This is a genomic window from Rhizobium sp. ERR 1071 (genome assembly GCF_007828675.1).
GTDB lineage: Bacteria > Pseudomonadota > Alphaproteobacteria > Rhizobiales > Rhizobiaceae > Rhizobium > Rhizobium dioscoreae.
Map to the genome: position 1 here is coordinate 183543 of NZ_VITM01000008.1, position 18214 is coordinate 201756.

At 62.3% G+C, this 18214-nt stretch carries 14 protein-coding genes and 1 riboswitch; of the genes, 5 read left to right on the top strand and 9 right to left on the bottom strand.

Going from position 1 to position 18214, the window contains the following annotated elements; all coding sequences use genetic code 11:
- Positions 1–18 precede the first annotated feature (18 nt).
- The 4 genes from FBZ99_RS24555 to FBZ99_RS24570 form a co-directional block, all read right to left on the bottom strand.
- Positions 19–747, bottom strand: coding sequence for a thiamine ABC transporter ATP-binding protein (locus FBZ99_RS24555; RefSeq protein WP_113421230.1), 729 nt, complete (start codon positions 745–747; stop codon positions 19–21).
- The gene (gene thiP, locus FBZ99_RS24560) at positions 740–2377 is read right to left on the bottom strand and encodes a thiamine/thiamine pyrophosphate ABC transporter permease ThiP (RefSeq protein ID WP_246661197.1); all 1638 of its coding nucleotides are present in this window, start codon (positions 2375–2377) and stop codon (positions 740–742) included. Before thiP ends, FBZ99_RS24555 begins: the two co-directional genes overlap by 8 nt.
- 10 nt (positions 2378–2387) lie before the next feature.
- On the bottom strand, positions 2388–3416 hold the full coding sequence (gene thiB, locus FBZ99_RS24565; RefSeq protein WP_186450348.1) for a thiamine ABC transporter substrate binding subunit: 1029 nt from the start codon (positions 3414–3416) through the stop codon (positions 2388–2390).
- A gap of 50 nt (positions 3417–3466) precedes the next feature.
- Positions 3467–3583: riboswitch (TPP riboswitch) on the bottom strand.
- 70 nt (positions 3584–3653) lie between these two features.
- Entirely contained in the window at positions 3654–5189 is a 1536-nt protein-coding gene (locus FBZ99_RS24570) for an MDR family MFS transporter (protein WP_113389785.1), read from the bottom strand.
- 166 nt (positions 5190–5355) lie between these two features.
- On the opposite strand from FBZ99_RS24570, the gene FBZ99_RS24575 reads away from it, so the two are divergent.
- The 5 genes from FBZ99_RS24575 (at position 5356) to FBZ99_RS24595 (ending at position 13113) form a co-directional block, all read left to right on the top strand.
- Positions 5356–5883 (top strand): MarR family winged helix-turn-helix transcriptional regulator, encoded by a 528-nt coding sequence (locus FBZ99_RS24575; protein ID WP_113331467.1) that lies wholly within the window; start codon positions 5356–5358, stop codon positions 5881–5883.
- A gap of 72 nt (positions 5884–5955) precedes the next feature.
- Positions 5956–6609, top strand: coding sequence for a thiamine diphosphokinase (locus tag FBZ99_RS24580; RefSeq protein WP_113352716.1), 654 nt, complete (start codon positions 5956–5958; stop codon positions 6607–6609).
- Positions 6610–6611: 2 nt separating this feature from the next.
- A complete protein-coding gene (locus FBZ99_RS24585) occupies positions 6612–8441 on the top strand; it encodes an ABC-F family ATP-binding cassette domain-containing protein (RefSeq protein ID WP_145635473.1) in 1830 nt (609 codons plus the stop codon).
- 317 nt (positions 8442–8758) lie between these two features.
- A complete protein-coding gene (locus FBZ99_RS24590; RefSeq protein WP_113389816.1) occupies positions 8759–9940 on the top strand; it encodes an efflux RND transporter periplasmic adaptor subunit in 1182 nt (393 codons plus the stop codon).
- On the top strand, positions 9937–13113 hold the full coding sequence (locus FBZ99_RS24595) for an efflux RND transporter permease subunit (protein WP_113352714.1): 3177 nt from the start codon (positions 9937–9939) through the stop codon (positions 13111–13113). Before FBZ99_RS24590 ends, FBZ99_RS24595 begins: the two co-directional genes overlap by 4 nt.
- Positions 13114–13323: 210 nt before the next feature.
- Here the strand turns inward: FBZ99_RS24595 and FBZ99_RS24600 are convergent, their stop codons facing one another.
- From FBZ99_RS24600 to FBZ99_RS24620, 5 genes are all read right to left on the bottom strand, one after another.
- Complete coding sequence (locus FBZ99_RS24600; RefSeq protein WP_113331474.1) at positions 13324–14052, bottom strand: SIS domain-containing protein; 729 nt, start codon at positions 14050–14052, stop codon at positions 13324–13326.
- Between the two features lie 22 nt (positions 14053–14074).
- Positions 14075–15232, bottom strand: a complete 1158-nt coding sequence (gene nagA, locus FBZ99_RS24605; protein ID WP_145635475.1) for an N-acetylglucosamine-6-phosphate deacetylase — start codon at positions 15230–15232, stop codon at positions 14075–14077.
- Positions 15232–16263, bottom strand: a complete 1032-nt coding sequence (locus FBZ99_RS24610; protein WP_113421223.1) for an SIS domain-containing protein — start codon at positions 16261–16263, stop codon at positions 15232–15234. Before FBZ99_RS24610 ends, nagA begins: the two co-directional genes overlap by 1 nt.
- Complete coding sequence (locus tag FBZ99_RS24615; protein ID WP_112724171.1) at positions 16260–17033, bottom strand: GntR family transcriptional regulator; 774 nt, start codon at positions 17031–17033, stop codon at positions 16260–16262. Before FBZ99_RS24615 ends, FBZ99_RS24610 begins: the two co-directional genes overlap by 4 nt.
- A 122-nt stretch (positions 17034–17155) precedes the next feature.
- Positions 17156–18181: an aldose epimerase family protein gene (locus FBZ99_RS24620; RefSeq protein ID WP_113331483.1), complete on the bottom strand. Its 1026-nt coding sequence runs from the start codon at positions 18179–18181 to the stop codon at positions 17156–17158.
- Positions 18182–18214 lie beyond the last annotated feature (33 nt).

Below are 18214 nucleotides of genomic sequence, written 5' to 3' on the forward strand. Positions count from 1 at the left end.
CAAGATGCTGCGACGCAATCAATGTTGCAGAAATGTGGTCAGTGCCGGAATGCCGTCCGTCTTCAGGAAGGTCCCGATGGGAGCGGCGAGCTTGATGGCGCCGCCATCGATGAAGACGGCGTGGTCGGCAAGGCGCCGCACTTCGGCCGGATCATGCGAGACGATCAGCACCGTATTGCCGGTTTCGCGATGCAGGGTTTTCAGGAGTTCGACCATGCCGGAGCGCAGGCCGGGATCGAGGGCGGCGAAGGGTTCGTCGAGCAAAAGGATCGGCTTGTCGCGCACGAGCGCCCGCGCGAAGGCGGCGCGCTGGCGTTCGCCGCCGGAGAGTGTCCCCGGCTTGCGCGTCTCGAAGCCGGGCAAGCCGACGCGCGCCAGGGCTTGCGAAACCCTTTGCCGGTCCTGCGCCGAGAGCCTCAGCGATGGGCTGATGCCGAGACCGATATTGGTGAAGAGGTCGAGATGAGCAAAGAGGTTGTTGTCCTGGAAGACGAGCGACACGGGCCGTTCAGCGGGATGCAGGCCGGTTACGTCCTGTCCGGCAAGCAGAACGCGGCCTCGATCCGGCGGTTCGAAGCCGGCTAGCAAATTGAGGAAGGTCGATTTTCCTGATCCCGACGGGCCGGCGACGGCGATGATCTTGCCCTGTGGCAAATCACAGTCGAAGCGGAAATCATGGGTGCCGAGGCGCAGCTCGACACCGGCCATGGCAATGCCCTGTTCCTTCATGTCGCGGCCGTCAGCCATGTCGTCTGCTTTCGTCATCGCGTGCACCCTGGCCGGCCGTGCCGGCAATGGTCAGGAGAAGACATACCAGGCCAAGGATCAAGGCATATCCATCGGCATCATTGGTGCGGTAGCTGCCGAGCTTGCTATAGACCAGCCAGGGCAAGGTCATCAGGCTGTCCGAGCCGAAGAGGGCAACCGCGCCAAGATCGCCCAGCGACAGCGCCATGGCGAAGGAAAGTGCCGTGAAGAGCGGCTTGCGCAGGCCGGGCCAATCGATGAGGCGAAGGCGGGAAATGCCGTGAAGGCCGAGGCTTGCCGCCAGACGTTCGGTGCGACGGACATGGACCGCATAGGCTGGCTCGATGACACGGATGACGAAGGGCAGCGCCATCAGCGCGTTGATGACGACGATCAGAATGGCCGCAAAGCGGCTCGGGTCGCCCAAGGGCCGGAGTGCCAGAAACCAGCCGGTCGCCAGCACGATGGGTGGGACCAGCAGGATGAGGGAAGAGCTTCCGCTCAGCACGATTGCCAGGCCGCGGAGGCCGAAGGTCTTGCGGCGATCCGCCGATATCACCGTTCGGGCTCGGATGATCCCAAAGGATGTCAGGACGGCCAGGAGCCCGGCGACGAGCGCAATCGCCAGGCTGGTGGCAGCCGCCTGCAGAAAGATCGGCTGGCCGGCGAGCCTGAAGAGGTTCGCCTCAACGCCGGTAACGACGACCGAGGCGAGCGGCAGGCCGAGAAAGAGCGTGGCCGCCGACAACAGAGCGGCATCGATCCATCGACGGGCAGGCGCCTGCCCATCGATGCGCCGCAGGGCGCGGCCGCTGGTGAGGCCATGATCGTCAGGGGCACGAAACAATGACATGGCGCCGAGGATGACGAGAGTGACGACGATTTGCAGAAGCGACAGCATGACGGCGCGGCCGGGATCGAAATCGAAGCGCAGCGCCTGATAGATCGCCACTTCCAGCGTTGTCGCAGCCGGACCGCCGCCGAGGATCAGGACCAGTGTGAAGCTAGTGGCGCAGAGCATGAAGATCAGGCCAGCGATGCCGGGAATGAGGCCACGCAGGACGGGCCATTCGATGAATCGGAAGACCGAGGCGGGCCGCATGCCGAGTCCGCCGGCCACAAGCCAATATTCCGCGGGAACACGTTCCAGCCCGGCAAGCATCAGCCTGCTGGCGAGCGGCATGTTGAAGAAGACATGCGCAAGTAGGATGCCGGCAAGACCGTAGATGCTGATAGGATGCGACAGGCCGAGAGTTGCGAGGGCCTGATTGAGCAGACCTTGCCGGCCCCATATGCCGAGCAGGCCGAGCGCGCCGATCAGTACGGGCAGGCCCATCGGCACGGCCATCAGCCGGATGAGCCAAAGGCGGCCGGGAAAGCGCGGCTGGCGCGCCAATGCGCGCGCGACCGGAATAGCGAGTACAACGGAAAGCAGCGTCGAGAGCACCGCCTGCAGCAGCGTGAAGCGCAGGACGCGCAGCAAGTAGGGATCTGCCAGCGGATTGGTGCCGCCGGAGTCGATGCCGGCGGCGAGCAGAACGAGCACGGCGATCCCGACGAAGAGCACGATGCCGGCGAGGCTGACTGCCCCGCCGGAAATGGCGCGTCTTCGCTCTGGTGCCGTGAGTATCGTCAAGGCATCAGTTGCCGCTGGTGGCGGCCAGCCATTCGTCGATCCAGGCCTTGCGGTTCTTGTCGACATCGGCGGGGCTCATCAGGAAGGTCTTCGAGGGCACCACGAGCTTGTTGAAGGCGTCCGGCAGCGGCTCCGAAGTGGCTGAAACCGGCATCATCCAATTGCTTGTCGGGATGATGTCCTGGAAGCCCGTGGAGATCATGAATTTGAGGAAGTCGCGCGCAAGCTCCTTGTTCGGCGAGGACTTGATGAGGCCGGCGACCTCGATCTGGATGTAATGCCCTTCCGAGAAGTCGGCTGCCTGATAGCGGTCGGTCTTGTCCTCTATCATATGATAGGCAGGCGACGTCGTATAGGAGAGCACCATCGGCGCTTCGCCCTTTGTGAAGAGGTCATAGGCTTCCGACCAGCCGGGGGTGACAGTCAGGATGCGGCCCTTGAGCTTTGTCCAGGCATCGGCGGCCTTGTCGCCGTAGATCGACTTGACCCAGAGCAGCAGACCGAGACCCGGCGTCGAGGTGCGCGGGTCCTCGATGACGATCTTCTGATTGGGATCGCCTTCGACGAGATCCTTCATGCTCTTGGGGGGATTCTTGACCGTCTGGCTGTCATAGATCACGGCGAAATGGCCGTAGTCGTAGGGCACGAAAACATCGTCCTTGAAACCGCCGGGAATCTTGAGGGCCGAGGTGTCGACGCCGCTGGCATCGAAGAGGCCGGTATCCTTCGCTTCATCGATGAGATTGGTATCGAGGCCGAGAACGACATCGGCCTTGGTGCCCGTCCCTTCCAGCTTCAGGCGGGAGAGAAGCGCCACGCCATCGGTGACGGCGACATAATTGACCGTGCAGCCGCAGGTCTTCTCGAAAGCGGCCTTGACCTTGGCGCCCGGCCCCCAGTCGGCGGTGAAGCTTTCATAGGTGTAGATGGTCAGCGTCTTGTCGGCTGCTTCGGCCGTCTGGGCAGCAAAAAACGACGTTCCGGCGGCAAAGGCCAGGCCTGCGAAGAATGACAATAGCGAACGGTGTTGCATGACAGCGCCTCCTTTTTGGTTTCGTCTTGAAGGGGAAAAGGGCGCTATGATTTCGTCACGCGTCTAATCCCTCCGCCGGTGTTAGCCGGATCAGGTTCCGCGGGTTGGCCGGTGAAAGCCTCTCAGCCGAAATGTCCGAAGGACATAAGGCACCCCGTTAGAGCGTCGGCAGATTTAGCCTTGTGACGAAGGGATGACAAGGGAAATGATGCCCTTGCCGATTGCAGCATGGAGGATTTACTCGGCAGCCTCCGCGACCGCCGGGCTTTCGAATTTCTTCGTCGCCCCCGGAAGCTGCACGTTCTTCAGCATCAGCGCGGTCAAAAGGCCGAGAAGGCAGATGCCGGCGGCGGTCACGAACAGCGGGCTGAAGGCGCTCGCATAGGCATTGGCGACCGCCTCGCGGGTTGCTTCCGGCAAAGCCGCCATCATCTTCGGCGTCAGCTGCTCGATATCGGATACGCCTGATATGGAGATACCAACATTGCCGAGTTTGGCGGCGATGATGGCGCCGTAGATGGAGATGGCGATGGAGGCGCCGCCCATGCGCGAGAGCGTGACGGCACCCGTTGCCGCGCCGACGTCACGGGAAGCCGCTGCATTCTGCACGCCGATGACGGGCACCTGCTGCGCAAGGCCGATGCCGATGCCGTGCAGCAGCATCAGGCCGCCGATGATGACGATGGGCGTACCGGCAGGCAGGAAGGCAAGTGAGCCGAACGCGATGGCGCTGCAGGCAGCACTCGCGACGGCGAAGGGCTTGTAGCGCCCTCTCGCGGCAATTAGCCGGCCGGCCGATAGTGAGCCGCAGACGATGCCGCCGGTCAGGAGAATGAACAGCAGCCCGGCCATCGATGGCGAAAGGCCCGTCGTCGTCTGCAGGAAGAGCGCAAAATAGTTGACCATGCCGATGGCCACGGCGCCGCTTGTGATCGAAATGATCAGCAGAAGGCCGAATGTCGGGTTACGGAACAACGTCATCGGCACGATGGGCTCCGGTGCGCGACGCTCGATGAAGACCCAGGCGATAGCGCAGATCACGCCGAAGGCGATGATACCGAGGCACTGCGGCGACAGCAGAGATCCGAAGAGTTCGCTGCCGTCGGCGGCAAGCACGATGCTCGTCGTCGTCAGCGCAAGAACGATTGCGCCGGCATAGTCGATCTTCGGGCGTCGGGCCGGTTTGCGATAGGGAAGCATGGTAGCAAGGCCGGCCAGCACGATAAAGCCGATCGGGACGTTGACGAGGAAGATCGAACGCCAGCCGAAGAGATCGCTCATCGTGCCGCCGAGAACCGGGCCGATGGCGCCGGAAGCCATGAGCACCAGGCTCGAGTAACTCTGGTAGCGAGCGCGTTCCCGCGGCTCGAAAAGATCGGCGTTGACAGCGAAGATCGAGACCATGATGCCGCCGCCGCCGAAGCCTTGAAGGACGCGGGCGGCGATCAGCGTATCCATCGAGACGGCCAGGCCGCAGACGGCGGAGCCGATCGTGAAGATCGCGATCGCCGTCATCATCACATATTTGCGGCCGAAGAGATCGCCGAGCTTGCCGTAGACGGGCATGACGGCGGAGAGCGAAAGAAGATAGGCTGATCCGATCCAGCCGAAGCGCTCCAGATGCCCGAATTCGCCGACGATCGTCGGCAGTGCCGTCGAGACGATCTGGTTATCCAGAGTTGCCATGAACATGGCGGTCATCAGAAACAGGAAAAGAATAAGCCGCCGCTTATGATCCGCCACGAGCGGCGTGAAGCTTGTCTGCATGTCCATGGGGCAGGAAATCCGAACTTGGCCGAAACGTTGCGCGGTCGATCGAATGCGCGGGACGCCCGGTTTTCACAGTTGAGATATATGTGCCATTAGCATATAAATGTCAACAACAGGTGAATGCTGTTTGCATGTTTTATTTCTTTACCGCCTCTGATATGGTGGAAAGATGACATCTGCGACGAATACACGTGAAATTGAAGCCCAGGCTCTGACCGACGACGAGAATCTCCTGCGTATCGGCCATGCGATGACGCGCATGCGCCTACTGACAGGTCGCCGCATGATCGGCAGGCTTGCCATTCAGAGCGTCGCGCCGGGACTCGAGCTGTCTCATCTTGACGTGCTCGATGTTGTGCGGCGGGCGGAAGAGACGGGCGAAGTCACCGTCGGCACGATTGCCGAGATGCTGCGGATCGATCCGTCGCGGGCGAGCCGCATCGTTGCCGACATGGTGACGCGCGGCGTGTTGCGACGCAAGGCGTCGCAGGCGGATGCGCGGCGCATCGTGGTGGTGTTGACCGCGCTCGGGCAGCGATTGCTGTCGGAGATCCAGGCGCAGAAATATTCCGTCATCGGCAGCATCTTCGCCGATTGGACGCCGGAGGAAATCGAGAATTTCTCGCTGCTGTTCGACCGCTACGTCAGCGGCTACGAGCGGGTTTTCCAGGCGCGCATCAAGGAAACGGACGACTGAGCGGTTGTCGCGGTTGTTCTTGAGCATGGCGCTCTTCCCTAGGGATACGACTTTGCGCTATGGGCTTGCCTCATGAGCCAGTCCACCACCTTCACCATCCTGCTTGGCGGCGAGCTTCGCCTGACGGAGCGATTGCGCGATGCGGTTTCCGGCAGCCGTTTCATCGCGGCCGATGGCGGCATGCGCCATGCGCTCGCGCTCGGGGCGGAGCCGGAGCTGTGGGTCGGCGATTTCGATTCCACGCCTGCCGATCTGCAGGGGGCCTTTCCGAATGTTCCAAGGCAACCCTATCCGGCGGCGAAGGCAGCGACTGATGGCGAGATCGCCGTTTCGGAAGCGATCGATCGCGGTGCCACGAGGCTGATCCTTGCCGGTGCCATGGGCGGCGAGCGGTCGGATCACGCGATCCAGCACCTGCTTTACGGCGTGCATCTGGCCGAAAAGGGCTTCGATATCTTCCTGACCTCCGGTGACGAGGAGGCGGTGCCGCTTCCGCCGGGTGAACTCACGCTGGCGCTGCCGGCTGGCTCGCTGTTTTCGGTCCTCGGATTCAGCGACCTGACAGGTCTCTTCATCGAGAATGCCCGTTACCCCTTGCACGATTTTCATTTGCCCTTCGGCGCGTCGCGCACCATTTCCAATGTGGCGGAAGGCGACGTGCGCTTCTCGCTCGGCAGCGGCAGGGCCATCGTTCTTGCCCGCCCTTATGACCTTTCCGGAGTCTGATCTTGGCCCCTCCCATTCTGAAACTCGACGACATCTTCCTGAGCTTTGGCGGTGCGCCATTGCTCGCCGGTGCCGACCTGCAGGTGGAGCCGGGTGACAAGATCTGCCTTGTCGGACGCAATGGTTCCGGCAAGTCGACGCTCCTGAAGATCGCCGCTGGTCTTGTCGAGGCGCAATCGGGCGAAGTCTTCCGTCATCCGTCATCGACCGTGCGCTATCTCGAGCAGGCACCGGATTTTGCCGGTTACAAGACGGTTGCCGCCTATGCCGAAGCCGGCCTCGGGCCTGGTGATGATCCCTATCGCGTCACCTATCTGCTCTCTCATCTTGGTCTGACCGGCGAAGAGGATCCGAAGAATCTTTCCGGCGGGGAAGCACGCCGTGCAGCGCTTGCCCGTGTTCTGGCGCCGGAGCCGGATATCCTGCTGCTCGACGAGCCGACGAACCATCTCGACCTGCCGACCATCGAGTGGCTGGAAGGCGAACTGCAGAAGAGCCGCAGCGCACTCGTGCTGATCTCGCACGACCGTCGCTTCCTTGAAAAAGTGTCGACCGCGACCGTTTGGCTGGACCGCGGCACCTCGCGCCGGCTGGATAAGGGATTTGCCCATTTCGAGGCCTGGCGCGATCAGGTGCTGGAAGCCGAGGAGCTGGAGCAGCACAAGCTCGGCAAACAGATCGAGCGCGAGGAGCACTGGCTGCGCTACGGCGTGACGGCGCGGCGCAAGCGCAACATGCGCCGCCTCGGCGAGCTTCAGGACATGCGTTCGCGCTATCGCGGCCATAAGGGGCCGCAGGGAACGGTGCAGGCATCGGCCGCCGATGCGCAGGAAAGCGGCAAGCTGGTGATTGAGGCCGACAAGATCACCAAGTCTTATAATGAGCGGGTCATCGTCGCGCCCTTTTCGATCCGTGTGCATCGCGGCGATTGCATCGGTCTCGTCGGCCCGAACGGCGCGGGCAAGACGACGCTTCTGAAGATGCTGACGGGTCAGCTGGAGCCTGATAGCGGCACGGTGAAGCTCGGCACCAATCTGGAGATCGCGACGCTCGACCAGAAGCGCGAGGAGCTGAACCCGGAAGATACGCTCGCCAACTATCTGACCGATGGCCGCGGCGAGAACCTGCTCGTCAATGGCGAGCAGCGGCATGTGACCGGCTATATGAAGGAATTCCTCTTCCAGCCCGAACAGGCGCGCACGCCGATCAAGAACCTCTCCGGCGGCGAGCGCGCCCGGCTGATGCTGGCGCGCATCCTGTCGCGGCCCACCAATCTCCTGATCCTCGACGAACCGACGAACGATCTCGATATCGAGACGCTCGACCTGCTGCAGGAAATCGTGTCCGGCTTTGCCGGCACGGTCATCCTCGTCAGCCACGATCGTGATTTCCTCGACCGTACCGTGACCTCGACGATTGCGCCCGCCGATCCCGAAGATCCGGACGGCCGCTGGATCGAATATGCCGGCGGCTATTCCGACATGCTTGCCCAGCGGAAGGGCGCTATCGAGGAACGCAGGCGGGCTGAAAAGGCGGCCGAAAAGCCGAAGTCGGCCGAAGCTTCGGCGTCGGCTTCCGAGGCTTCGAAGGGCAAGGGCAAGCTTTCCTACAAGCAGAAATTCGCGCTCGAAAACCTGCCGAAGGAAATGGCCAAGGCGGAGGCCGAGATTGCTGCTCGCGAGAAGAAAATGGCCGATCCGAACCTCTTTTCCAAGGATCCGGCAACCTTCAACCGCCTTGCTGCGGAGATGGAAAAGCTGCGCGAAAGCCTGACCAGGATGGAAGAAGAATGGCTGGAGCTCGAAATGCTGCGCGAGGAGCTGGAGGGCTAAGGCCCATATCCGCTCATCCTATGCGCGTCTTTACTATGCAGAAAAAACAATCGGTTGCGCTCGGTCGCAGCCGGTTCATTCCCTGTTGTCGAATCCGATAAACCGTTTATACATTAACGCATGCTGCCGGACGACGGGCCGGTTGATACCCCCGGGCCGACGTGGCCCGTGGCGCATGTTGGGGAAGTCCGAAGCGGCCTGATTGGATTGCGCCTGATGGCGACAGGTTCTTCGTAGAAAGTTGCAGACAAATTTCGTGAGCGCTTACCGTGATGACGGCGCCTGATGCCGCATGCGGTTTTTCGAGGGGGGGCTTCATGCCGATGCTGCCGCGTGCCGTGTTGTTCAGCTGTGTTCTTGCCGTTTTTTCGGGCGCCCAGGCGCTGGCGCAGGGTGCGCCGCCTGCTCCGCCCGTCACGGTTGCCAAGCCCATCGTCCGCGATGTTGTCGACAGCGACGAGTTCATTGGGCGCTTCCAGGCGGTTGATGAAGTTTCCGTGCGCTCGCGGGTCGGCGGCTATCTGCAGGAAGTGCATTTCAAGGATGGCGCCATGGTCAAGCAGGGCGACCTGCTTTTCGTCATCGACCAGCGGCCATTCGTGACCGCGCTGAACGAAGCGACGGCCTCGCTGGAAGTCGCGAAGTCGTCGCTGACGCTCGCCGATGCACAATTCAAGCGCGCGCAATCGCTGTCGACAACGGGCAGCCAGTCGGCGTCGACCCTCGACGACCGCCGCCGCGATCTCGTTTCCGCCGAAGCGAATGTGCGTGGCGCGCAGGCCGCTGTCGATCGCGCCAATCTCGACATGGATTTCACCAAGATCACCGCACCGCTCAGCGGCCGCATCGACCGCCGGCTGATTTCCGTCGGCAATCTCGTGCAGGCCGATCAGACCGTGCTGACGACCATCGTCTCGCTCGATCCCATCGATTTCTATTTCGACGTCGACGAGCGCCGGCTGCTCTCCTATGCCGATGAGGCTCGTAAGAACGGCAGTGCCCTCCAGCAGGGCGGCGGCGGGCTGGATGTGACCGTGACCATCGCCGATTCCCGCCAGAAGCCGTTCAAGGGCAAGCTCGATTTCGCCGAAAACCGCGTCGACAACGAAACGGGCACGATCCGTGTCCGCGCCCGCTTCCCGAACCCTGATTTCATCCTGCAGCCCGGCCTGTTCGGACGCGTTCAGGTGCAAGGCTCGAACAGCTACAAGGCGATCCTGATCCCCGACGAAGCTATCGGCTCGGATCAGAATCAGCGCGTCGTCTATGTCGCCGATACCGCCGGCAATATCACGCCGAAGCCCGTGCGCCTCGGGCCGAAGCTCTATGGCTATCGCGTCATCCGTGACGGCATGACCGGCGACGAGACGATTGTCGTCAACGGGCTGATGCGGATCCGGCCCGGCGTCAAGGTGACACCGCAGCTGATCGAGCTGCCGCAGCAGGCGACGAACGACGAGCCGCCGGCCCAGGCCGATGCACAGGGGACCAGCCAATGAGGTTTTCCCACTTCTTCGTCGATCGGCCGATTTTCGCATCGGTCCTCTCCATCGTGCTGCTGATCGTCGGCGGCATCGCCTATTTCCAATTGCCGGTAGCGCAATATCCTGAGGTTGCGCCTCCCACCATCGTCATTCGCACCTCCTATCCCGGCGCCGACGCCCAGACTATCGCCGATACGGTGGCGACGCCGATCGAGCAGGAGGTCAACGGCGTCGAGGACATGCTCTACATGTCCTCCTATTCCAGTGCCGACGGCTCCATGTCGCTGACGGTCACCTTCAAGCTCGGCACCGATCTCGACAAGGCGCAGGTGCTGGTGCAGAACCGCGTCGCCATCGCCGAGCCGCGCCTGCCCGACGACGTCCGCCGCATCGGCATTACGACAGTCAAGAGTTCGCCCGATCTGATGATGGTCGTGCATCTCCTCTCGCCGAACAATCGCTACGACCAGCTCTACATTTCCAACTATGCGCGTACGCGCATCCGCGACATTCTCGTCCGTCTGGACGGCGTCGGCGACGTGCAGCTCTTCGGCGAACGGCAATATTCGCTGCGCATCTGGCTCGATCCGGAAAAGCTTGCGGCTTACGGCATGACCGCCGGCGATATCGTGCAGGCGCTGCGGGATCAGAACGTGCAGGTGTCGGGCGGCGCGATCGGCGGGCCGCCGGTTTCGGGCACCAACGCCTTCCAATACACCGTCACGACCCAGGGGCGCTTTTCCGACGCACGGCAATTCCGCTACGTCATCGTCAAGGCAACCGGCAACGGGCGTCTCGTGCAGTTGCAGGATGTTGCGCGCATCGAGCTCGGCGCTCAGGATTACGTCACCAACAGCTATCTGAACGGCAGCCCGGCGGTGGCGCTCGGCGTCTTTGCCCGGCCCGGCACCAATGCGCTCGCCGCCGCCGCCGATATCCAGAAGACCATGGAGGACTTGTCGCAGGATTTTCCGCAGGGGCTGGAATACCGCATTATCTACAACCCGACGGAGTTCATCGCAGAGTCGATCCACGAGGTCTACAAGACGATCTTCGAGGCGGCGGTTCTCGTCGCCATCGTTGTGCTGGTTTTCCTGCAATCCTGGCGAACGGCGATCATTCCGATTGTCGCAATCCCCGTTTCGCTGATCGGCACTTTCGCCTTCCTGCTCGCCTTCGGCTTCTCGCTGAACATGCTGACACTGTTCGGCCTGGTGCTCGCCATCGGTATCGTCGTCGACGATGCGATCGTGGTGGTGGAGAATGTCGAGCGCAACCTCGCACTCGGCATGACGCCGAAAGAGGCGTCACATGTGACGATGAACGAGGTCGGTACGGCCGTGCTCGCAATATCGCTGGTGCTGATTGCGGTCTTCGTGCCGACAGCCTTCATTCCCGGCATTTCCGGGCAGTTCTACCGGCAGTTCGCGGTGACGATCTCGGTCGCGACGGCGATTTCCTGTCTGAACTCGCTGACGCTCTCGCCGGCGATCGCCGCGATCGTCCTTCGTCCGCACAGCCACGAGAAATCCAACAATATCTTCGCGCGCTTCGGCCGTGCCCTGGGTGACGGGTTCAACCGGGGTTTCGAGCGAATGAGCCGCGGCTATTCCTGGATCGTCCGCCACCTCGTCACGACGTGGGCGGCTCTCGCCTGCGCGCTTCTCGTCTTTGCCGGTCTGTTGGCCGGCACATGGTATATGGGTCGAATCGTGCCGCAGGGCTTCGTGCCGACGATGGACCAGGGCTATGCCATCGTCGTCGTGCAGCTGCCTGATGGAGCCTCGCTGGCACGCACCAACGCCGTCATCCAGAAGGCCACCGATATCATCAATAAGACGCCCGGCATCGCCAATGCGGTCGCCTTTGCCGGCTTCAACGGTGCAACCTTCACCAATGCCTCGAATTCGGGTGTCATCTTCACGCCGTTCAAGCCATTCGAGGAGCGGTTGAAGAGCGGCGACACGGCCACCAAGATCATCGGCCAGCTCTTCGGCAGCCTGCAAGGCATCGAGGAGGCTTTCATCATCGCCATTCCGCCGCCGTCGATCCGTGGCATCGGCAATTCCGGCGGCTTCAAGATGCAGATCATGGACCGGGAAAATGCTGACATGCGCCGCATCCTGCCGCTCGCCTATCAGATGATGGGTGTTGCCGCGCAGAATAAGGGCGTCAGCGGCGTCTTCACCACCTTCTCGGCCAACAGCCCGCAATATTTCCTGGCGATCGACCGCGACAAGGCGCGGGCGCTCAACGTGCCGATCCCGAATATCTTCGAGACGCTGTCGATCAATCTCGGCACGTCATATGTCAACGACTTCAATGCCTTCGGCCGCGTTTATCAGGTGCGGGCGCAGGCCGATCAGCAATATCGCATGGACCGCGAGGATATTCTGGCGCTGAAGGTGCGTTCGGCGACCGGAGCGCTTGTACCGCTCGGCACGCTGGTCGATATCCGGGATACGACCGGCCCGACGCTGGTGCAGCGCTATAACATGTATGTCTCGGTCCCCCTTCAAGGTAATCCGGGGCCGGGCGTCTCTACCGGCTCGGCCCTCGATATCATGGAGGGGCTGGCGAAGAACCTCCTGCCTTCGGGTACGACTTTCGAATGGACGGAGCTTGCCTATCAGGAAAAGCATACCGGCAATACCGCGATCTATATCTTCGCCCTGTCGGTCATCTTCGTCTTCCTGGCGCTGTCGGCGCAATATGAAAGCTGGATCCTGCCGCTTGCGATCATTCTCATCGTGCCGCTGGCGGTTCTGGCGGCACTGATCGGCGTGCATCTGAGGGGGATGGACAACAATATCCTCACGCAGATCGGGCTTATCGTGCTGATAGGCCTTGCGGCCAAGAACGCGATCCTGATCGTGGAGTTTGCCCGACAAGCGCAGGCTGAGGGAAAGAGCGCCGTCGAGGCGGCCATCGAGGCCAGCCACCTGCGTCTGCGTCCGATCTTGATGACGGCCTTCGCCTTTATCTTCGGCGTCGTGCCGCTGATGATTGCCACAGGCCCCGGCGCGGAAATGCGGCAATCGCTCGGTACGGCCGTCTTTTCGGGCATGCTCGGCGTGACGCTGTTCGGCCTGTTCCTGACGCCGGTTTTCTATGTCGTTCTGCGCCGGCGGCGCAAGCAGGCGGAAGCCGCGCAGGAGCCTTCGGCCACCGATGCCGCGGCACAATGATGCCTGACCAAGCGGCTGGGTGTTTCACGGGAAACGCTCAACCGCCCTATCCCATTGTTTTTGCGGGGTTTCAGATAGGAAGCTGCTGCGAGCTTTCGGGTGGGACCTGAGAGCGTTTCAGTTTTTCACGGAATCTCTGAGCCGCTCTATCTCTTTGTTTTCACGCAATCCCGGACGGAAAACCGCTGCGCACTTTTCCTGGAATCGCATCTAGAGATGCGGATTGCGAGGCCGGTATTTCTTGACCAGCTGCTGGTTGGTTTCCTTGGCGCCCGGCATGTTGGCGCTGAGGTAGACGGGCGGATTGCCATCCTTGCAGAGTTCGGCAGCGACATCGGCGAAGATGGCGTTCAGGACCGTCGTACCGACGGCTGTCGAGGCCGGCCCGACCTTCAGCTCCGTGCCCGGCAGATCGATCATGGCATCGCCCGGCGGCAAGCCGTTGTCCAGCACGATATCGGCGATATCGGCCAATCTGCGGCGTCCATTGGCGATGGCGGCCGAATAGGCGAGCGATGTGATGGCAATGACCGTCGCGCCGATTTCGCGGCCATAATCGGCGGCCTCGATCGGCGCGGCGTTGACGCCGGAATTGGAGGCGATGACCAGCACGTCGCCCGGCTGCATGCCGTAGCGTTCGAAGACCGGGCGGATGAGCCCTTCGGTGCGCTCATAGACCGAGCTGATAACGGCGCCTTCATGCAGCATTGCAGAGCCCACGAGCACGGGAATGGTGAAGGCGAGGCCGCCGGCGCGATAATGCACCTCCTCGGCCAGCATGTGCGAGTGGCCGGTGCCGAAGACATAGACGCGGCGATCGGCGCGTGCGGCCGCGCAAATGGCGGCCGAAGCCCTGGACATCGGCTCGGCCAGCGTTTCACGCAAGGTTTCCAGCCGGCCGATGAGGGCGGTGAAATAGCTGTCCGTGACTGCGGTCATGCCGAGCCTCCTTTTTCAAATTTTAGGCCGAAGGCTGGCCGGAGATCCATGTTTCGGTGACTTCGATGGCGTCGTTGATGTGGACGAGATCGGCGCGGGTTCCCGGCGTCAGATGGCCGCGGTCGGTAAGCCGCAGGAAGCGGGCGGGATAGGACGTCGCCATGCGCAGGGCCTCAGCCAGCGGCAGCTCGAGAATATTGACGCCGTAGCGGATGGTGGAGGCCATATCGACATCGGAGCCCGCCAGCGTGCCATCATCGAGTGTCAGCTTAGAGCAATAGCCGCCCTTGGTGCGATAGACCGTGCGGCCGTTCAGCGTAAAGCTCGGAAGATCGGTGCCGACGAGCGACATGGCATCCGTGACGAAGAACAGCCGGCCTTCACCGCGCTTTGCACGCAGCGCGACGCGTAGCGCTATCGGATCGACATGATGGCCGTCGGCGATGATGCCGCACCAGGGGGCAGGGTGATCGATCGCCGCACCGACGAGACCGGGTGCGCGATGGCCCATCTGGCTCATGGCGTTGAAAAGATGGGTAACGCCGCGCGCACCGGCATCGAAACGCGCATCGGCGGCTTCCGCCGTGCAATCGCTATGGCCGATGCTGACGATGACGCCGCCTTCGGCGAGTGCCTGCACCTGCCGCTCGGTGACCTGCTCGGCGGCAATCGTCACCAGCAAGGTGCCGATCGCCTCACGGGCGCGGATGAAGGTCCGGACGTCGTTGTCTTCGACCGGGCGCATCAGCTCGGCAAGATGCGCGCCCTTGCGGGCCGGCGCCAGATGGGGGCCTTCCAGATGCAGTCCGGCGACGCCGCGATTGGCTTTCGCGGCCTCGATCGCGCCTTCGATCGCCGCCGCGCTCGCGGCCGCGACATCGGTGATCAGCGTCGGCAGTAGCGATGTCGTACCGTAGGGGCGGTGTCCTGCGGCGATCATAAACATGGAGTCGGCCGAGGGCTCGTCATTCAGCATGCGGCCACCGCCGCCATTGACCTGCGCATCGATGAAGCCGGGAGCAAGCACACCGCCGTTCAACGCGATCGTTTCGGCATTGTCGGGCACATCATTGGCACCGGTAATGGCATGGATACGGCCATTGCCGATCACCAATGCGCTATCCTCGTGAAACCGATCGCCATCGAAGATGCGGGCGCCGGTAAAGACCTTGTAGTCCATCACATGGTCTCCGTTACCTTGAGGAGATTAGCCGGCTTGTCCGGGTCGAAACCCTTGCGACGCGTCACCGACTCGATGAGACGATAGTAGCACAGCAGCGACACGAGCGGATCGAGCAGGCCGTTGCCCGTCGTCGGCATGCGCAGGTTTATGCCGGCAAGCGGTGCGGTCGAGAAGGAGACGGCTGTGGCGCCGAGCTTCTGCAGGCGTTCGAGCGCCTGAGCATTGTTGGCAAAGGCAGCATCGTCGGGCGAGAAGGCGACGATCGGGAAGCCCGGCTGCACGAGGCGCATCGGGCCGTGCATGAGTTCGGCCAGCGAGAAGGCTTCGGCATGAAGGCTGGCTGTTTCCTTGGCCTTTAGAGCTGCTTCCAGCGCGATAGCGAAGGCGGGGCCGCGGCCGCCGGTATAGAGCGAGGAGGCATTGAAAAGCACATCCTCGGCAGCCTTGCCGTCGATGCCCGAGGTGGCGGCAAGCGCTTCCGGCAGTTTCGCAAGGCCGTCGATCAGGGCCTTATCCTGCGAAATCGCTGCCGTCACGCCGGCAAGGGCGGCAACCGAGGCGATGAAGGATTTTGTCGCAGCGACGCTCTGTTCCTTGCCAGCATTGAGGCCGAGCACGATGTCGGCTTCCTTGGCGAGCGGGCTGTCGGTGACGTTGACCACGGCGATCGTGGTGGCGCCACCCTTCTTGGCAGCGGCTTGCAGGGCGATAATGTCAGGGCTGCCGCCGGACTGGGAGACGGTGAAGTGGATGCCGCCCTTCAGATGCAGTGGTGCGCCATAGACGGAGGCGATCGACGGGCCGACAGAAGCGACGGGGACGCCGCAGGAGATTTCGAAGAGATACTTGAAGAAGGTGGCGGCATGGTCCGAAGAGCCGCGCGCGGCCGTCGTGATCAGCGATGGACGACCGGTCGAGAAGAGCTTCGCGATCTCGGCGAAAGCTGGCTTTTCCTTTTCAAGCAGCGTCGCAACCACCTCGGGCGATTGGCCGGCTTCCGTCAGCATCAGGGATTGGGTTTCGCTCATAGGTCATCTCCAATTCTCAATTCAGCAACAAAATCATAGGCATCGCCGCGATAATGCGAGCGGGTATATTCAACGACGCGCTGGTCGGCCAGGCGGGAGACGCGTTCGATCAGAAGCGCCGGCGCGCCGGCCTTCACGGTCAGGATCGAGGCGGAGGTCGGGTCGAGCGTCACAGCGGTCAGCCTTTGCTGGGCACGCACCGGCTTGAAACCCTTGGCAGCAAGGGCGTCATAGAGCGATCCTTCGGATATGGCATCTTCGCCCAGAAACTTGATGGGAACGACGGCGCGCTCGATAGCGAGTGGCTGGCCATCCGCCAGGCGCAGTCGGTCGAGCCGCAACACGGGCTCATCAAGGCTGAGGCCGAGCAGGAACGATTCCTCCGGCGCCGGTGCGCTGACGGTGCGTGACAGGATGCGCGCCGCCGGTTCGCGGCCGCGCGAGCGCATGTCGGCGGAGAAGGAGGAGAGGCGCCAGAGTGGTTGCTCGATGCGCTCGACATGCTGCGAGACGAAGGTGCCGCTGCCGTGGCGGGATTCGATGACGCCCGAGGCGAGGAGATCGCGATAGGCGGTACGCACCGTGACGCGGCCAATTTCCAACGCTCCGGCTAGGTCTCGCTCGCCCGGCAACGCCGTGCCCGGCTTCAGCAAACCTTCCTGGATGAGGCCGGTCAGCGCCTGCGCCAGGCGCTTGTAAAGCGGTCCGCTCGCGGTCTCGTCGCTCAAACCGCGATTGTTCAATTCGAGGATCAAACTGGTTCTATCCATGGTGTTTATATAGAACCTATTTAGAACCAATTCACAAGGTGAATCTGGTCGCATCGCAAAAAAGAATCGGCCGGGCGCTTTGGACGCCCGGCCGACTTTCAAATGAGCGGGCCATGCCCAACTCAGTTCTTGGTGAAGATATAATCCGTTTCCTGCCGCAATACCTCGCCCGGGCGGAGCACGGCATTGGGGAAGCCTTGGTGGTTGATGGCGTCGGGCCAAACCTGCGTTTCCAGGCAGAAACCGGCAAACGGGCCGATCTTGCGGCCGTCATGGCCGGGAACCGGCACGTCCAGCTTGAAACCGGTATAAAACTGCACGCCGGGCTCGGTGGTGCGCACCTCGAGCGAGACGCCGGAATTGACGCTGCGGGCAAGGACCACGGACCGCTTGGCGGTACGCTCGGTCGAGAGGCAGAAATTGTGGTCGTAAAGCGCCTGCTCGCTTCCTTCGAAGCGCTTCATCGGCGCCATCTCGCGGAAATCGAAGGCGGTGCCTTCGACGGAGCGGATCTCACCGGTCGGCACCTGCTTGTCATCGGTCGGCGTGTAATGGTCGGCGGCGATCATGATATCGTGGCCAAGTGCATCGTCGCGGCCATCGAGATTGAAATAGGCGTGCTGGCAGACATTGGCGAGCGTCGGCTGATCGGTGGTCGATTCGTAGGTGACCGACAGTTCGCCATTGCCATGGACCCAATAGGTCGCCTGGATCGTGCAATTGCCGGGATAGCCGGCACGACCATCGGGATCGACGATCTTCAGGACGACGCGGTCGGTATCGTGCTCGACGATGGTCCAGTTGCGCTTGGCGATATTGTTCTTGCCGCCATGCAGATGGGTGACGCCCTTCTCATTGAGCTCCAGCTGGTACTGCTTGCCGTCGAGCGTGAAGCGGCCGGCGCCGATGCGATTGGCGCAGCGGCCGGGCGTGGCGCCGAAATAGGAGGAATGAGCCGGATAGTCAGAGAAATTGTCGAAACCGAGCAGGAGCGCCGGCTCATGGCCATCAAGACGCAGATCCTGGATGACCGCGCCCCAGGACATGATATGAGCGGTCAGGCCGCCACCGACGATCTTGACGCGATAAACGGTCTCCCCATCCGCCGTCGTCCCAAAATGTTCCCGCTGCAAAGTGCTTTCCGTCATATCAGCTCATCCATTGCTTTTGAGTATGCGAGG